Source organism: Alicycliphilus sp. T452 (assembly GCF_054512775.1).
Map to the genome: position 1 here is coordinate 234,461 of NZ_JBTNEH010000001.1, position 15,450 is coordinate 249,910.

Annotated in this window: 14 protein-coding genes; 11 read left to right on the forward strand and 3 right to left on the reverse strand. The window is 68.9% G+C overall.

Annotated features, from left to right (window positions below; translation table 11 throughout):
• Window positions 1-18 precede the first annotated feature (18 nt).
• The 10 genes from murB (at window position 19) to ACX12L_RS01150 (ending at window position 10,482) form a co-directional block, all read left to right on the forward strand.
• Window positions 19-1,107 (forward strand): UDP-N-acetylmuramate dehydrogenase, encoded by a 1,089-nt coding sequence (gene murB / locus ACX12L_RS01105; protein ID WP_103044683.1) that lies wholly within the window; start codon window positions 19-21, stop codon window positions 1,105-1,107.
• A gap of 454 nt (window positions 1,108-1,561) precedes the next feature.
• Window positions 1,562-2,569, forward strand: coding sequence for a thiamine pyrophosphate-dependent dehydrogenase E1 component subunit alpha (locus ACX12L_RS01110; protein ID WP_459260917.1), 1,008 nt, complete (start codon window positions 1,562-1,564; stop codon window positions 2,567-2,569).
• 25 nt (window positions 2,570-2,594) lie between these two features.
• Window positions 2,595-3,632: an alpha-ketoacid dehydrogenase subunit beta gene (locus ACX12L_RS01115; protein ID WP_459260918.1), complete on the forward strand. Its 1,038-nt coding sequence runs from the start codon at window positions 2,595-2,597 to the stop codon at window positions 3,630-3,632.
• A complete protein-coding gene (locus ACX12L_RS01120) occupies window positions 3,629-3,874 on the forward strand; it encodes a biotin/lipoyl-containing protein (RefSeq protein WP_013519166.1) in 246 nt (81 codons plus the stop codon). Before ACX12L_RS01115 ends, ACX12L_RS01120 begins: the two co-directional genes overlap by 4 nt.
• The gene (locus ACX12L_RS01125; protein ID WP_459260919.1) at window positions 3,871-4,584 is read left to right on the forward strand and encodes a 2-oxo acid dehydrogenase subunit E2; all 714 of its coding nucleotides are present in this window, start codon (window positions 3,871-3,873) and stop codon (window positions 4,582-4,584) included. The genes ACX12L_RS01120 and ACX12L_RS01125 overlap by 4 nt, the downstream gene beginning before the upstream one ends.
• Window positions 4,581-5,294, forward strand: a complete 714-nt coding sequence (locus ACX12L_RS01130; RefSeq protein WP_103044678.1) for a lipoyl protein ligase domain-containing protein — start codon at window positions 4,581-4,583, stop codon at window positions 5,292-5,294. Before ACX12L_RS01125 ends, ACX12L_RS01130 begins: the two co-directional genes overlap by 4 nt.
• Window positions 5,295-5,350: 56 nt before the next feature.
• The gene (locus ACX12L_RS01135) at window positions 5,351-5,932 is read left to right on the forward strand and encodes a gluconate 2-dehydrogenase subunit 3 family protein (RefSeq protein ID WP_459260920.1); all 582 of its coding nucleotides are present in this window, start codon (window positions 5,351-5,353) and stop codon (window positions 5,930-5,932) included.
• A 31-nt stretch (window positions 5,933-5,963) separates the two neighbouring features.
• On the forward strand, window positions 5,964-7,544 hold the full coding sequence (locus ACX12L_RS01140) for a GMC family oxidoreductase (protein WP_459260921.1): 1,581 nt from the start codon (window positions 5,964-5,966) through the stop codon (window positions 7,542-7,544).
• Window positions 7,545-7,557: 13 nt separating this feature from the next.
• A complete protein-coding gene (locus ACX12L_RS01145; protein ID WP_459260922.1) occupies window positions 7,558-8,433 on the forward strand; it encodes an alpha/beta fold hydrolase in 876 nt (291 codons plus the stop codon).
• 111 nt (window positions 8,434-8,544) lie between these two features.
• Complete coding sequence (locus ACX12L_RS01150; RefSeq protein WP_459260923.1) at window positions 8,545-10,482, forward strand: sigma-54-dependent Fis family transcriptional regulator; 1,938 nt, start codon at window positions 8,545-8,547, stop codon at window positions 10,480-10,482.
• A gap of 199 nt (window positions 10,483-10,681) precedes the next feature.
• On the opposite strand, the gene ACX12L_RS01155 is transcribed toward ACX12L_RS01150, so the two are convergent.
• From ACX12L_RS01155 to ACX12L_RS01165, 3 genes are all read right to left on the reverse strand, one after another.
• A complete protein-coding gene (locus tag ACX12L_RS01155) occupies window positions 10,682-11,047 on the reverse strand; it encodes an SPW repeat domain-containing protein (protein WP_103044673.1) in 366 nt (121 codons plus the stop codon).
• Between the two features lie 80 nt (window positions 11,048-11,127).
• Window positions 11,128-11,949, reverse strand: coding sequence for an IclR family transcriptional regulator domain-containing protein (locus ACX12L_RS01160; RefSeq protein WP_103044672.1), 822 nt, complete (start codon window positions 11,947-11,949; stop codon window positions 11,128-11,130).
• 89 nt (window positions 11,950-12,038) lie between these two features.
• On the reverse strand, window positions 12,039-14,153 hold the full coding sequence (locus tag ACX12L_RS01165; RefSeq protein ID WP_459260924.1) for an acetate--CoA ligase family protein: 2,115 nt from the start codon (window positions 14,151-14,153) through the stop codon (window positions 12,039-12,041).
• 146 nt (window positions 14,154-14,299) lie between these two features.
• On the opposite strand from ACX12L_RS01165, the gene ACX12L_RS01170 reads away from it, so the two are divergent.
• Complete coding sequence (locus tag ACX12L_RS01170; protein ID WP_103044670.1) at window positions 14,300-15,448, forward strand: acyl-CoA dehydrogenase family protein; 1,149 nt, start codon at window positions 14,300-14,302, stop codon at window positions 15,446-15,448.
• The last annotated feature ends 2 nt before the right edge of the window (window positions 15,449-15,450 follow it).

Here is a 15,450-nt window from a genome sequence, read left to right on the forward strand (position 1 = left end):
GGTGCGACAATCCGGGCAATGTTAGTCGAGAAAAACGTCCCCCTGCAGAGTTGCAACACCTTCGGCATCGTGGCGCGCGCGCACACGCTGGTGCGCGTGCGCACGCCGCAGGACGTGCATGACCTGCTGGCCGACCATCGCCTGGCGCGCCAGCCGCTGTTCGTGCTCGGGGGGGGCAGCAACATCGTGTTCACGGGGGATGCGAGGTCCGTCGTGCTGAAGATGGAAATCAAGGGCCGGCGCCTGCTGGAAGAAACCGACCAGGCCTGGATCGTCGAGGCCGGCGCCGGCGAGGTCTGGCACGACACCGTGGCCTGGACCCTGGCCCAGGGCTGGCCGGGCCTGGAGAACCTGGCGCTGATCCCCGGCACCGTGGGCGCGGCGCCGGTGCAGAACATAGGCGCCTATGGCGTGGAGCTGCAGGACCGTTTCCATTCGCTCGTCGCCATCGACCTGGCCACGGGCCGGCCCTTCACCCTGGACGCCGCGCAATGCGCCTTCGGCTACCGCGACTCGGTGTTCAAGCACGCCGCGCCGCTGGCCGAGCACGAGGGCGGCGGCCTGCCCGGCCACTGGGGCAGGGGCATGGGGCTGGCGGGCCGGGCGGTCATCACCCACGTGCGCTTCCTGCTGCCCAAGGCGTGGAAGCCCGAACTGGGCTACCTGGACCTGGAGCGCCGCCGCGCCGAGGCCGGCGTGGCGCAGCCTACGGCGCGGCAGATCTTCGACTGGGTGTGCGAGATCCGCCGCGCCAAGCTGCCCGACCCGGCCGTGATCGGCAACGCCGGCAGCTTCTTCAAGAACCCCACGGTCACGCCCGAGCAGTGCCAGGACATCATCGCGCGCGACCCCAAGATCGTGCACTACCCCATGCCCGACGGCAGCATCAAGCTGGCCGCCGGCTGGCTGATAGACGCCTGCGGCTGGAAGGGCAAAACCGTGGGCAAGGCCGGCGTGTACGACAAGCAGGCCCTGGTGCTGGTGAACCGCGGCACGCGGGACGACAGCGTCACCGGCGGCGAGGTGATGACGCTGGCCAAGGCGATACAGACCAGCGTCTACGAACGCTTCGGCATCCGGCTGGAGCCGGAGCCGGTGGTGGTGTGAGCCGTTTTGCTAATGTTTTGATAGCTTGTAGCGCTTGCTGGGTAAGCGCTTGAGGCATTAAATGCTGTAAGAACCAGTTGCTTGAGAGGAACTGGCCAGGAAAGGGAACGTAGCCAATACGTTCCCTTTTTTGCTTTGAGCGGCCCGTCCCGCCAGAGGTCGACAACTGTCGCTGCATGGGCATGCCGATGCGACAGATGTCGCATCCGGTTGCTGCATCTGTCGCATGCCCCGCGGCGCGGCAGCCCCGGCCTGCGGGCCGCGCGGGGGGCTGCGCCTCTGGAATCCGGCCTTGCATGCCGGTATTTCCTGGGACTTACCCGTATTCGCTGGCGTCCGAGCGCCGGCTGGCACACCGCTTGCGCTGGGAGAGGCATGGGCGCGGTCGCGCTCATCCATGGCCCGGCCGGTTCATCCGGCGGGCCGGTACCCAACGACAGACGGAGACATCGCCATGAATCCAAGCAACGAGCGCAAGCTGTGGATGTACGAGAAGATGATCGAGATCCGGGAATACGAAGAGACCATGGCCCGGGTCTACATGGAAGGCAAGCTGCCGCCGCATATCCAGAAAGGGCTGGCCTTCGACATCGGCTCCGGCCCCGTGCCGGGCGAGATGCACCTGGCTGCCGGGCAGGAGCCCGTGGCGGTGGGCGTGTGCGCCCATCTGCATGACGAGGACACCGTGGTCGGCTCGCACCGCCCGCACCACTTCGCCATCGCCAAGGGCGTGCCGCTCAATCCCATGACGGCCGAGATGTTCGGCAAGGACACGGGCCTGGGCCGCGGCAAGGGCGGACACATGCACCTGTTCGACCCGGCGCACAAGTTCAGCTGCAGCGGCATCATCGGCGCCAGCATGCCGCCGGCCTGCGGGGCGGCGCTGGCCGCGAAGAAGCGCGGCAAGGACTGGGTGGCCGTGGCCTTCTTCGGCGAGGGCGCGACCAACCAGGGCGCCTTCCACGAGTCGATGAACCTCGCGGCGCTGTGGAAGCTGCCGGTGCTCTTCGTCTGCGAGGACAACAAGTACGCGATCTCGGTGGAGAAGAGCGAGTCCACCTCGGTGGCCTGGAACGCCGACCGCGCCGCCGCCTACGGCATGCCCGGCGTGCTGGTGGACCGCAACGATGCGCTCGCCGTCTACGGGGCGGCCGGCGTGGCCGTCGAGCGTGCGCGCCGCGGCGAGGGGCCGACGCTGATCGAGGTCAAGACCGACCGCTACCTGGGCCACTTCCAGGGCGACCCGGAGACCTACCGCCCCAAGGGCGAGGCGGCCGAGTTGCGCAAGAACGACCCCATACCGCGCCTCGCCGAGCACCTGCGCCGCGCCGGCCTGCTCGACGACGCGGCCGACCAGGCGCTGCGCCAGCGCGTCAGCGCCCGCATCGCCGAGGCCTATGAGTACGGCCGCAGCAGCCCGTACCCCAAGCCCGAGGACGCGCTGCTGCACGTCTTCTGCTAACGCCCCCAGAACTTCGGAGACCAGCATGACAACCCGCAAATTGACCATGGCCCAGGCCGTGTCGGAAGCCATCGGCCAGGAAATCGAACGCAACCCCGACGTATTCGTGATGGGCGAGGACATCGGCAAGTACGGCGGCATCTTCGGCGCCACCGGCGGCCTGCTGGCCAGGCACGGCAAGGACCGCATCATGGACACGCCGATCTCGGAGACTGCCTTCATCGGCACGGCCATAGGCGCGGCGGCCGAGGGCATGCGGCCCATCGCCGAGCTGATGTTCGTGGACTTCTTCGGCGTGTGCATGGACATGATCTACAACCACATGGCCAAGAACATCTACATGGCCGGCGGCAACATCAAGCTGCCCATGGTGCTGATGTCGGCCATAGGCGGCGGCTACAACGACGCGGCCCAGCACTCGCAGTGCCTGTACGCGACCTTCGCCCACATGCCGGGCATGAAGGTGGTGGTGCCGTCCAACGCCTGCGACGCCAAGGGCCTGATGACCCAGGCCATCCGCGACGACAACCCCGTGGTCTTCCTGTACCACAAGGGCATCATGGGCCTGCCGTGGATGTCGTACTTCGAGGGCAGCACCAACGAGGTGCCCGAGGAGCAGTACGCCATCCCCTTCGGCCAGGCCAAGGTGGTGCGCGAGGGCGGCGACCTGACCATCGTCACGCTGAGCCAGATGGTGCAGAAGTCGCTGCTGGCCGCCGAACAGCTGGCGCAGGCCGGCATCCAGGCCGAGGTGATTGACCTGCGCACCATCGTGCCGCTGGACCGCGAGGCGGTGCTCAGGTCGGTGCGCAAGACCGGCCGCCTGCTGGTGGCCGACGAGGACTACCTGAGCTTCGGCCTGTCGGGCGAGATCGCCGCGCTGGTGGCCGAGAACCTCGACAGCGTGCGCCTCAAGGCCCCGGTCAGGCGCCTGGCCGTGCCCGATGTGCCCATTCCCTACAGCCGCCCGCTGGAGCAGTTCGTCATTCCCCAGGTCGATGCCATCGTCGCCGCCGCGCGGCAGCTGGCGGCCGCGCCGCAGCTCGAAGGAGCACCCGCATGAGCACCGACATCATCCTTTCGCAAGACGCCTGGCAGGACGTGGAGCCCGGCACCGAGGCCCTGGTCGAGGACTGGCTGGTGAAGGTGGGCGACAGCGTCAAGGCCGGCCAGCCGGTGGCCAGCGTGGTGGTGGTCAAGTCCAGCCACGAGGTGCTGGCGCCCGCCGACGGCGTGATCGAGGCCATCCTCGTTCCGGCCGAAGGCACCTTCAAGCCCGGCCAGAGCCTGGGCACGCTGGCATGAGCGCCGCCGTGGCAGAGGCGGGCACCGGCAGCGCCAGCATTGCGCTCAAGGGCCTGCGCGGAGCCATCGCGCGCAACATGGCCCTGGGCTGGCAGGCGCCGCGCGTGGCCATGGGCGTCGATGCCGATGTCTCGGCCTGCCAGGCCTGGCTACGTGCGCAGCCCGTGGGGGAGGGCGATGCGAAGCCCACCATCACCGCCTGCGTGCTGCGCGCCACGGCGCTGGCGCTGGCAGCGCACCCGCGCATGAACGCGCTGCTCAAGGACAACGTGGTCGAGTGCCAGAGCGCCGTGCACCTGGGCCTGGCCGTGGCGCTGGACGAGGGGCTGATGGTGCCGGTGATCCGCGATGCCGAAACCAAGCCGGTGGCGCAGCTCGCCCAGGAAACGCGCGCGCTGGCGGCCGGCACCCGCGCCGGCCAGCTGCCGCCCAAGGCCTACCAGGGGGCGACCTTCACGGTCACCAACCTGGGCATGACGGGCATCGACTGGTTCACGCCGGTGCTGAACCCGCCGCAGGTGGGGATCCTGGGCGTGAGCAGCGTGCGCGAACGCGCCGTGGTGCGGGACGGGCAACTGCGCGCGGCCGCAATGACGACGCTGACCCTGGTGTTCGACCACCGGGCCATCGACGGCTATCCGGCCGCGCAGTTCCTGCGGGCCGTGAAGACCTATCTCGAAGCTCCCGATTCGCTGTCGGGCAGGCCATGACCGCACCGCTCCCATCGTTGACGCCGCCCGAGGCCGTGCGCGAACAGCTGTGGAATGAGCAGCAGCTCGCGCAGCCGGTGACGGTGCCGTGCTTTCGCCTCTGGCGCTACCGGGAGCCGGTCGTCGTGCTCGGCTGCTCGCAGCGGCGGCTGCTGGCACAGGCAGGCAGCCAGGTGCAAGTGCTGCTGCGCCAGTCCGGCGGCGGCGCGGTGCTGACCGGGCCGTGGATGCTGGGCCTGTCGGTGGCGCTGCCGCCGGACCATCCGCTGGCCCGCCAGGGCCTGGTGGCCAGCTACCGCTGGCTGGGCGAGGCCATCGCCCGGGTGCTGCAGCAGGGCGGCGTGGACGCACAGGCGCTGGCGCCCGAGGCACTGCGCGCCATGCAGCCCGCGCAGCGCATGGCGGTGGACTGGGCCTGCTTTGGCGGCCTGTCCCCCTGGGAGGTGCTGGCCCGGGGCCGCAAGATCGCCGGCCTGGCCCAGGTGCGCCGTGCCAGCGGCGTGCTTTTGGTTGGCGGCGTGCTGTTGCAGCCGTCGCCGTGGCGGCTGATGTGCGATGCCCTGGGTCGCGACGGGGCCGATGCCCGGACCCTGGCGGCCACCACCGTCAGCGCCGCCGAACTGGCCGTGCACTTCGATGGGCAGGCATGCGCGCAGCGGTTGGAGCTTGCGCTGCAGGCCGCGCTGGAACAGGAGGCCTGCCCCATGTGAGCCGCTGAACGCCCCGACTGAGATTTCACAACCCATAAAGCGACGGAGACACGACGATGAAAAACCTGAACGACAACCTTGCCCCCGGCACCATGCGGGTGCTGGACAAACGGCCCACGCTGCAGCGCCGCGGCTTTCTGCGCGGCGGCGGCCTCGGGGCCATCGGCATCGCGGTCATTCCCGCGGCCGGCATCGCGGCCGGCAAGGATGTGGCGGCCCGGCAGAGCTTTCGCCACCTGGGCGCCGCCACCGGCAAGACCCTGGTGCGCATGGCGCGCGACCTTTACCCGCATGACAGGCTGGCCGACGGCTTCTACCTCGATGCCGTGGCGCCGTATGACGCCGCGGCCATGAAGGACAAGGGCGTGAGGACGCTGCTGGGCGAGGGCGTGCAGGACCTGGACCGGCGCGCCCGGCAGCGCCATGGCACGCCCTATGCCGAGGTGAAGACCGAGGACGAGCGCGTGGCGCTGCTCAAGGACATCGAGAGCACGCCGTTCTTCAAGAAGGTGCAGGGCGATCTGGTCACCGGCCTCTACAACAACAAGAAGCTGTGGCCGCTGTTCGGCTACGAGGGCTCGTCGTGGCAGAAGGGCGGCTACCTGCACCGCGGCTTTGACGACATCAACTGGCTGTGACGGCCCAGGCAGTGGCGAAGGAGACATTCATATGGCAGACCAAACCCGGTTTTCCCTCCATGACGACAGCGTCGTCGTGATCGTCGGCTCGGGTGCCGGCGGCGGCACGCTGGCCAACGAGCTGGCCCAGCGCGGCGTCAAGTGCGTACTGCTGGAGGCAGGCAAGCACTACACGCCCGATGACTTCGAGAACGACGAATGGGCGATGTTCAACAAGATCTCGTGGCTGGACAAGCGCATCTCGGCCGGCGGCTGGCACCACACCCAGACCTACCCGAACCTGCCGGCCTGGATCGTCAAGGGCGTGGGCGGCTCCACGGTGCACTGGTCCGGCGTGGCCCTGCGCTTCCAGGAGCACGACTTCCACACCCGGACGACCTACGGCGCCATCGAAGGGGCCAATGTGCTCGACTGGCCGATCACCCTGGCCGAGCTGGAGCCGTACTACGAGCTGGCGGAGAAGAAGATGGGCGTGGCGGGCACCAAGGCCAGCGGCCTGCCGCCGATGCCGCCCAACAACCACTACAAGGTGATCGAGGCCGGTGCCAGGAAGGTGGGCTACAAGAACATCGTGCGGCCGGCAGCCTCGAATTCCCAGCCCTATGACGGCCGCCCGGGCTGCCAGCAGATCGGCTTTTGCATGCAGGGCTGCAAGATCGGCGCCAAGTGGTCCACGCTCTACACCGAGGTGCCGCGCGCGCAGGCCACCGGCCATGTCGAGCTGCGGCCCGAGTCCATGGTGCTGCAGATCCAGCACGACAGGCAGGGCCGCGCCAACGGCGTGCTCTATGTGGACGGCAAGGGCCGCAGGCAGCTGCAGAAGGCGCGCGTGGTCTGCGTGGCGGGCAACTCCATCGAATCGCCGCGGCTGCTGCTGAATTCGGCCTCGAACCTGTTCCCGAACGGCCTGGCCAACTCCTCGGGCCAGGTGGGCAGGAACTACATGAACCACGCCACGGCGGCGGCGGTGTCCATCCACAAGGGGCCCGTCTACATGTACCGCGGCTTCGACATCGCGGCCGTGGTGGCCGACGAGGTGCCGCTGGACACCAGGCGCGGCTTCGTCGGCGGCTACTACCTCGAAGGCCTGGCCCTGCACCTGCCGTATACGGCGGCGTTCATGAAGCCCGGCGGCTGGGGGCGCGACTTCGCCTCGGCCCTGGAGATGTACGACCACATGAGCTGCGTCTGGGTCTGCGGCGAGGACCTGGCGCGCGAGCAGAACTCCATCACGCTGCACCCCACGGAGAAGGACCAGTACGGCCTGCCCGTGCCCATCGTGACCAAGACCTACCACGCCAACGACGACAGGATCACCGCCCACGGCCTGGTGCAGTGGCGCAAACTGTCCGAAGCCGTGGGCGCCACGCGCGTGATCGACATGCCGGCCTATCCGGCCAGCCACAACATGGGCACCAACCGCATGAGCGCCAGGGCCGGCGACGGCGTGGTCAACCGATGGGGCCAGGCGCACGACGTGAAGAACCTGTTCATCTCGGACGGCAGCCAGTTCACCTCCAGCTCGGCGGCCAACCCCACGCTGACCATCGTGGCGCTGGCGATCCGGCAGGCGGAGCACATCGCAGGGGCCATGCAGCGGCGCGAGCTGTGAAAGAGGGAAGGGCGTGAAGCTGTCCTGCCGCGACTACCCCGGCGGCGGAGACGCCGGGGCGCCGCTGGTGCTGCTGCACGGCCTGTTCGGCAGCGCCGCGCAGTGGCACCACATCGCGGCGCCGCTGTCGGCACACTCGCGCGTGCTGGCGGTGGACCTGCGCAACCACGGCCTGTCGCCGCATGCCGATGCCATGGGCTACCAGGAAATGGCGGAGGACCTGCGCGAGCTGCTCGATGCCCAGGGCATCGCGCGGGCCCGCGTCGCCGGCCACAGCATGGGCGGCAAGGTGGCCATGGCCTTTGCGCTGCTGCACCCGCGGCGCACCGAGGCGCTGGCCGTGCTCGACATGGCGCCGGCAACCTACCACGACCATTTCTCGGCGCTGGTCTGCGCCGCGTTGCGGCTGGACCTGGCGGCGGCCCGTTCGCGGAAGGACGCCGACCGGCAGCTCGAACGCTTCGTGCCTTCGGCCCGGCTGCGGGCCATGCTGTTGCAGAACCTGGCCTGGCGGGACGGGCATCTGGCCTGGCGCATCCACTGGCTGGGCATAGGCGGCTCCATGCCGCAGCTGCTGGGCTTTGCGCCCGGGCTGCTGCGGTCGTCGAGTGCCGTGGAGGCCCTGTTCGTGCGCGGCGGGACTTCGGACTATGTGTTGCCGCGGCATGAAAACACGATACGAAGGCTGTTTCCGCGCTCGCGCATCGTGGAACTGGCGGATGCCGGCCACTGGCTGCATGCGGACCGGCCCGCCGCGCTGGTGCAGCTGCTGGCCGAGTGGATGGAAGGGCCGGCAACGGGCGTGCCGACTGCCTGCCTTGTCTCTTCAAGCCCCGGACCGGCACAGGCGGCCTCAGGGTCGATGTTGGAGCCCCGTGCGGGCGCCTGAGGACTATCATGCGCAAGTGTGAAACGGGTGCCGCGGCCAGCCAGCGGCAGGCGTCTCACCCCATGCAGGTCCGACCTCGGCCGATGAGCGCGAGGCGAATGGAGACAGACGATGCCATGGAACACCTCGAAGCCTTCTGACGGCGCCCCGGCCGATGTCGCGCTGATCGAGCGCTCGTGGCTGCGCTCTTTCGAGCTGCACCGGCTGGACCCGGGGCGCGGCGAACCTCCGCGCGTGCTGACCACCTCCGCGCTCAAGGACCATCGCGAGCCCATGGCGTGTTTCATGCGCATCGCCCGCGGCGGCATGGAGGCGCTGTTCGGCCAGATTCGCGACGCGGGCTATGTGGTGCTGCTGGCCGACACGCTGGGCGTGGCGGTGGATTTCATCGGCAACCCCCTGTTCGATCAGGACTGGCGGCGCGCCGGGCTGTGGCTGGGCAGCTGCTGGACCGAGGAGAAGGAGGGCACCTGCGCGGTGGCGCTGGCGAACCTGGAGCAGCGGGCCATCACCGTGCACCATGCGGAACATTTCCGCGCGCCCAACAAGACGCTGACCTGCAGCGCCGTGCCCATCTTCGCGCCCGACGGGCGGCCGCTGGCGGTGCTCGACGCTTCGGCGATGGAGTCGCCCGACGACCGGCGCAGCCAGCACCTGGTGCTGCAGATGGTGCAGTCCGCGGCCCGCATGGTCGAGGATGCGAACTTCCTGCACGAGTTCGAGCACCACCATGTGCTCAAGCTCGCGCGGCGGCGCGATTTTCTCGAAGTCTCGGCCGACGGCATGGTCGTGCTCGACGAGGCGGGCCGGATCGTGGCCATCAGCCAGTCGCTGCGCGAGCAGGGCGCGCTGGTCGCGGCCCTGGGCCGCAGCGTCGAAGAGGTGTTCGACCACCGTTTCGAGCAGGTGGCCGACGCGGCGCGGCAGGGCGGCTATCCGCTGGCGATGCGCCACCTGCCGACCGGAACGCAGTGCTTTGCGCTCGTGCGGCCACCGCGCCGGCGGCCGTCCGCGGCACCGGCGCAGGCATCGCCCTCCATGGCGGGCGCGGATGCGCTGCAGGCCATTGCCGGCCACGACCCGCAGATGCAGACCAATGCGCGGCAGGCGCTGCGCGTGCTCGACAAGGGGCTGGCGATCCTGCTGCATGGCGAATCCGGCTCGGGCAAGGAGGCCTTTGCCAAGGCCATGCACGAGGCCAGCGCGCGCCGGGCCCGGCCCTTCGTGGCGGTCAACTGCGCGGCGATTCCCGAAACCCTGATCGAGAGCGAGCTGTTCGGCTACCGCGAGGGCGCGTTCACCGGCGCCCGGGCCAAGGGCGCGCGCGGCAAGATCGCCCAGGCCCATGGCGGCACGCTGTTCCTCGACGAGATCGGCGACATGCCGCAGGCCATGCAGACGAGGCTGCTGCGCGTGCTGGCCGAGCGCGAGGTGACGCCGCTGGGCTCGGAGCAGCCCGTCGCCGTCGACGTGCAGCTGATCTGCGCCACGCACCGCGACCTGCGCGGGATGGTGGCCCAGGGGCAGTTCCGGCTGGACTTGTACTACCGCCTCAACAGCGTCACGCTGGAACTGCCCGCGCTGCGCGACCGCGCCGACAAGGGCGCGCTCATCGAAAGCCTGCTGCGCGAGGACGGCCAGCAGCTCTACGGCCGCGCCGTGGCCATCACCGAGGCCGCGCGCCTGCTGTTGCTGCGCCACGACTGGCCGGGCAATATCCGGCAGCTGAAGAACGTGCTGCGCACGGCGATGGCGCTGAGCGGCGGCGAGGCCGTGGGCCCCGAACATCTGCCGGCCGAAGTCCATGGCGGCCAGCCGCCTGTGCTGCCGCCCGAGCGCATGCTGTCGCTGGGCGGGGTGGAGGCGCAGGCCTGTGCGAAGAGCGGTGCCGATGAGGAGCCGGGCAAGCGCGCCTCGCTGCTGCAGGCGCTGCAGGCTCACCAGTGGAATGTGACCGAGACCGCGCGCAGCTTGGGGCTATGCCGCGCCACGGTGTATCGGCACATGCAGAAGTGGGAGATCGTCAGCCCCAACCGACTGGGGCACTGAGGTGCGGCGCCTGCGCGGAAGCCATCTATTTTGATAGCTGCTTGCGCGTGCCGTGTATGGATTCACGGCATGAAAGCATTTGAAACCAATGGCTGGCGAGCGCTGGCAGCTATAAAAAAGAAGGCCCGCCGGCAGCCAATGCCACTCGGCGATCAACCGACCGGCATTGGCCCGCAGGCGGTTTGTGCCGTGCCCGGCGTCAATGGGCTGCGCCGTGACGCATCCACGCGCTGTAGTCCTTGTCGGTGGCCAGCACCCACAGGGCCAGAACCAGGATCACGATGCCCGAGGCCACGGCGTTGCGCATCGCGTCCATGTGCATGCTGAAGCCCAGGGCCCAGGGCGAGACGACCATCCACAGGCCGAGCGCGCCCTCGGTCCATTCCTCCCACGCGCGCGGGACGAAGATGGCTCCCAGCGACGCGGCGATCAGCGCCAGGCCGATGGCGATGCCGTTGGCCATGGGGGCCATCTGGTCCTGATACCCCAGCACCCAGGGCGACAGGGCCAACCAGGCGCCCAACAATGCGTTGAGCGGGTCCTGCCAATGCTTGACTTGTTTCATGGCTGTACCTCCTGCCTCGGCACAGGTCCGCCGCGGCAACTGGTTGGATTCCAGGCCGGAGCGCCTGGTTCCCAGGCCGTTCAGCGGAGGGGCGGGAGGGGCCGCGTGTCGCTTTCCCACAGCTTCTGCACGGCCCCCCCGGAGATCGCGAGCGTCGCCTCGCGGCAGCGTTCCCGCAGGTCTTCGCACAGCGCCTGCAGCGATCTCTGCGAGAACTGGGTGCCGAAGCCGACGGCGCTCACGGCCATCAGCGGCCGCCGCTGGAAGTCCAGGATCGGGGAGGACACGGTGATCACGCCCTTGACGTAGTTGCCGTGGTCCACGGCGTAGCCATGCTGGCGGACCTCCTCGACTTCGCGCATGTAGGTGTCGAAGCTGGGGCCGTCTTCCCAGCGCAGTTCGCTGACCTTGCGGCGTATTTCCGTCATGGACAGGTTGGAGTGGGCCGCCATGCAGCGCCCCAGGGCCGCGATGTACATGGGCAGGCGCTGGCCGATGCTCATGTGGACGCGCAGCGCCGAGCTGCTTTCCGCCAAGTCCACCAGCACGACCCGGTCGTCGTGCGCGAGCTGCCACAACGTGGTGGTGATGTTGTGGCGCTCGGCGAGCTCCTGCAGATGGGGGCGCATCATCCGCACGTAGGAGGCTTTTTCCAGGGAACCCCTGGCCAGCTCCACCAGGCCCAGGCCCAGGCTGTAGGTCTTGGTGGATTCGTCGAACGTCACCAGCCGCTCATGCACCAGGGTCTTGAGCAGATTGAAGCAGGTGCTGGCATTGAGGCCCAGGTCCTTGGCGATGCGCGTGACCCCCAAGGGGGTGGAGGAGCTGGCGAGGTAACGCAGGACCCTAAGGCCGGAACTCAGTGCCCCCACCAGTTTGTCGGGGGGTGGTGTATCAGTCATGTGAGAGAAAGCGTGAAAACGGCGCGGTACGGCGAAGTATGCGATACGAGCCGCGTTCAGCTGGCACGGGACCCTGGTGCGTGGCTTGGTCAGCCGGGAGCCAGGGGCGTGACCAGGGCATCCAGGGCCCACGCCTGGTCGCCCTTGACGGCCAGCGGATTGATCTCCAGCTCGCGCAGCGGCTGCTCCATGAACCATCCGCACAGGCCGGCGATGCTGCGAGCCAATGCCGCGACATCCACCCCCGGCCTGCCCCGGAAGCCCTGCAGCAGCTTGAAGCAGCGCAGGCGGCCCAGCATCTGCGCGATGTCCTCGACGGTCGCCGGCAGCAGCAGGCTGGCCACGTCGGGGTCCAGCTCGGCTTCGACGCCGCCGCGCGCCAGGGTCAGCACCGGGCCGAAGCGCGGGTCGCGGCGCAGGCCCAGCAGCAGCTCATGGTCGAAGGGCAGCATCTGCTCCGCCAGGACGCCCTGGATCGGGATGCCCAGCCCGGCACCCACCTGGTACAGGCGTTCCACGGCCTCCTGCAGCGCCCGGTCGTCCTGGATGCGCAGCAGCACGCCGCCGGCATCGCTCTTGTGCAGCAGCTGCGGCGACTGGAGCTTGGCCACGACGGGGTAGGGCAGGCCCGCCGCGGGGCGCGGGCCGCCGGCCTGGAGCAGCCAGCCCTTGGGGATGTGCACGCTCTTTTGCCCGGCAAGCAGCTGCTTGCCGTCCCATTCCGACAGCGTCGGCAGGGACTGGCCGTTGTCCGCCGCCACGGGCGCAGCGGGGGCTTCGGCACGCTGGACGATGCGTGCGCGGTCGCGCTGCATCTGCAGGCAGCGGGCCATGGCCTGCATGGCCTGCGGGATGTCCAGGAACACCGGGATGCCGGCAGCTTCCAGCGCCTGGATGCTGCTCTCCATGGCCCCCACCCAGATCACGGCGATGGGGCAGTGCACCTGGGCGCGCGCCTGCGAAAGCGCCTGCACGAAGGCGTCGGCGATGCTGTGCATCATGCCGATGAACAGCACGATGCCGTGGGTCTTCCGGTCGGCCGCAAGGCACTGCATGGCGCGGCTGATCATGGGCGTGTCCTGCAGCACGTTGCCGGTGATGTCCAGCGGGTTGCCGGGGTGCACGAAGCTGGGCAGCACCGGCACCAGGGCCTGCGTCACCTCGGGCCTGAGCCGGGGCAGCTCCAGCCCCAGCGGCTCGCAGGCATCCGCGATCAGCACGCCCGCGCCGCCCGAGACGGTCATCACCGCCAGGCGCGGGCCCCGCGGCGCCGCGTCGTGCAGCAGCAGCCGGGCGGCATCCATCATCTCGGTGAGGCTGCGCACGCGCAGCGCCCCGTGCTGGTGCAGGCAGACGTCGTACAGGGCGTCGTCGCCCGCGAGCGCGCCGGTGTGGGAGGCCGCCGCCGCGGCCCCGGCGCTGGAACTGCCGGCCTTGATGGCAATCACCGGCTTGCCGGCGCGCGCGGCCCGCTCCAGCGCGGCCCGGAAGGCGCCGATGCGCCGGATGTCCTCGATGTACAGGCCGATCACGCGCGTGTCCGGGTCGGAGACCAGGAAGTCGATGGCTTCCGCCGCGTCCACGTCGCACTCGTTCCCGGTGGTGATCCACTGGCTGAAGCCAATGCCGCTGCGCAGGATGATGTCCATCCAATACGCCCCCAGGGCACCGCTCTGGCTGACGAACGAGAAGCCGCCGGGCTGCAGCGCATGGCTCTCCAGCGCCGTGGTGAACGTGGCCAGCAGGCCGCAGCGGCTGTTGGCCACGCCGAGGCAGTTGGGGCCGACGATGGCGACGTCGTGCTGCCTGGCCAGCTCCGTCAGGCGCGCCTGCAGGGCGCGGCCCGCTTCGTCCAGTTCGGCGAAGCCCGACGAGAACACCACGAAGGCCTTGACGCCGGCGGCGATGCCCTCGCGCACCGCGCCTTCCACGTGGGCCGCCGCGGTGCCGATGATCGCCAGGTCCACGGGGCGGCCGATGGCCGCGACGCTCGGATAGCAGCGCAGGCCCTGCACTTCGGTGCGCCCGGGATTCACCGGGTAGATGGCGCCGCCATAGCCGCGCGCGCGCATGTAGGCAATCGGCCTGCCGGAGATCCTGGCCGGGTCGGCACTGGCTCCGATGACGGCCACGCTGCGCGCGTTGAGCAGCGCTTCAAGGCGATGGGGGGCGCGCTCCGAGGCGCTTCTTCCTGGTGCTTGCATCTGGCATCCTGTTCTCTATTGAGAATAAAAAAATAACAAAAGAATTAAACAAGGATATTTCTTCCAAAAAACCAGGGTAAATACCTATATTTTGAGAATTGTTGTTTGTATAAATTCTCGATACAGAATATTTTTACGAAAATCATATGAGCCTGAACTTCTCCTTTTCCGCCGAGCACGAGGCGGTGCGCGACACGGTGCGCCGTCTGTGCCGTGAAGAACTGGCTCCGCTGGTCGAGGCGGCCGAAGAAAGCGAACACTTTCCGAAACAGGTGTTCAAGCGCTGGGGCGAGCTGGGCTTGCTGGGCGTGCGCTACCCCGCGGCCGATGGCGGCAGCGACATGGACAAGGTCAGCGACTGCATCGTGCGCGAGGAGCTGAGCTACATGAGCCAGGCCTTCGCCACCAGCTGGTCGGCGCAGACGCACCTGTCGATCTGGCCCATCTGGAAGATCGGCACCGAAAGCCAGAAGGAGCGCTTCTTCAGGCCGGCGCTGGCGGGCGACAGGATTGCCGGCTTCGCGCTCAGCGAGCCCGATGGCGGCTCCAACATCCGCGCCATGAAGACCAGGGCCGAGAAAGTGCCTGGCGGCTGGAAGCTCGGCGGCAGCAAGCTCTACATCACCAACGCGCCCATCGCCGACTTCCTGATGGTGGCAGCGCGCACGTCGCCGCAGCTCAAGCCCGATGCCATCAGTCTGTTCATCGTCGAGCTGCCGCACAAGGGCTTCGACATCCACAAGCTGCGCAAGGAAGGCATCCGCGGCTCCGAGACCGCGCTGATCCACATCGAGGATGCCTTCGTGCCCGACGATTGCCTGGTCGGGGAGCGCACGGGCACCTACCCGCTGCTGCTGGAGTGCCTGAGCGAGAACCGCGTCGGCGTGGCCGCCAACGCGCTGGGCATGGCCCGCGCCGCGTTCGATGCGGCGAAGGCTTTCGCCGACGACCGCATCGTGGCCGGCAAGCGCATCGGCGACTACCAGGCCGTGGCCCACAGGCTGGCCGACATGGCCGCCGACATCGAGGCCGCGCGCTGGATGGTGTACTACGGCGCCTGGCTGGTCGACCAGGGCCGGCTGGACGCGGCCACCGCCGCCAAGGTGAAGCTGATCGCCACCGAAACCGCCCTGAAGGTGAGCGAGCAGGCCATCCGCATCCATGGCGGCGCCGGCATCATGCGCGAGTACCCGGTGGGCCGCATCCACCGCGATGCCTTTGTCTACGTGATCGGCGAAGGCACCAGCGACATCCAGCGCAACATCATCGCGCGCGACCTGGGCTTCAAGCCCTGAGC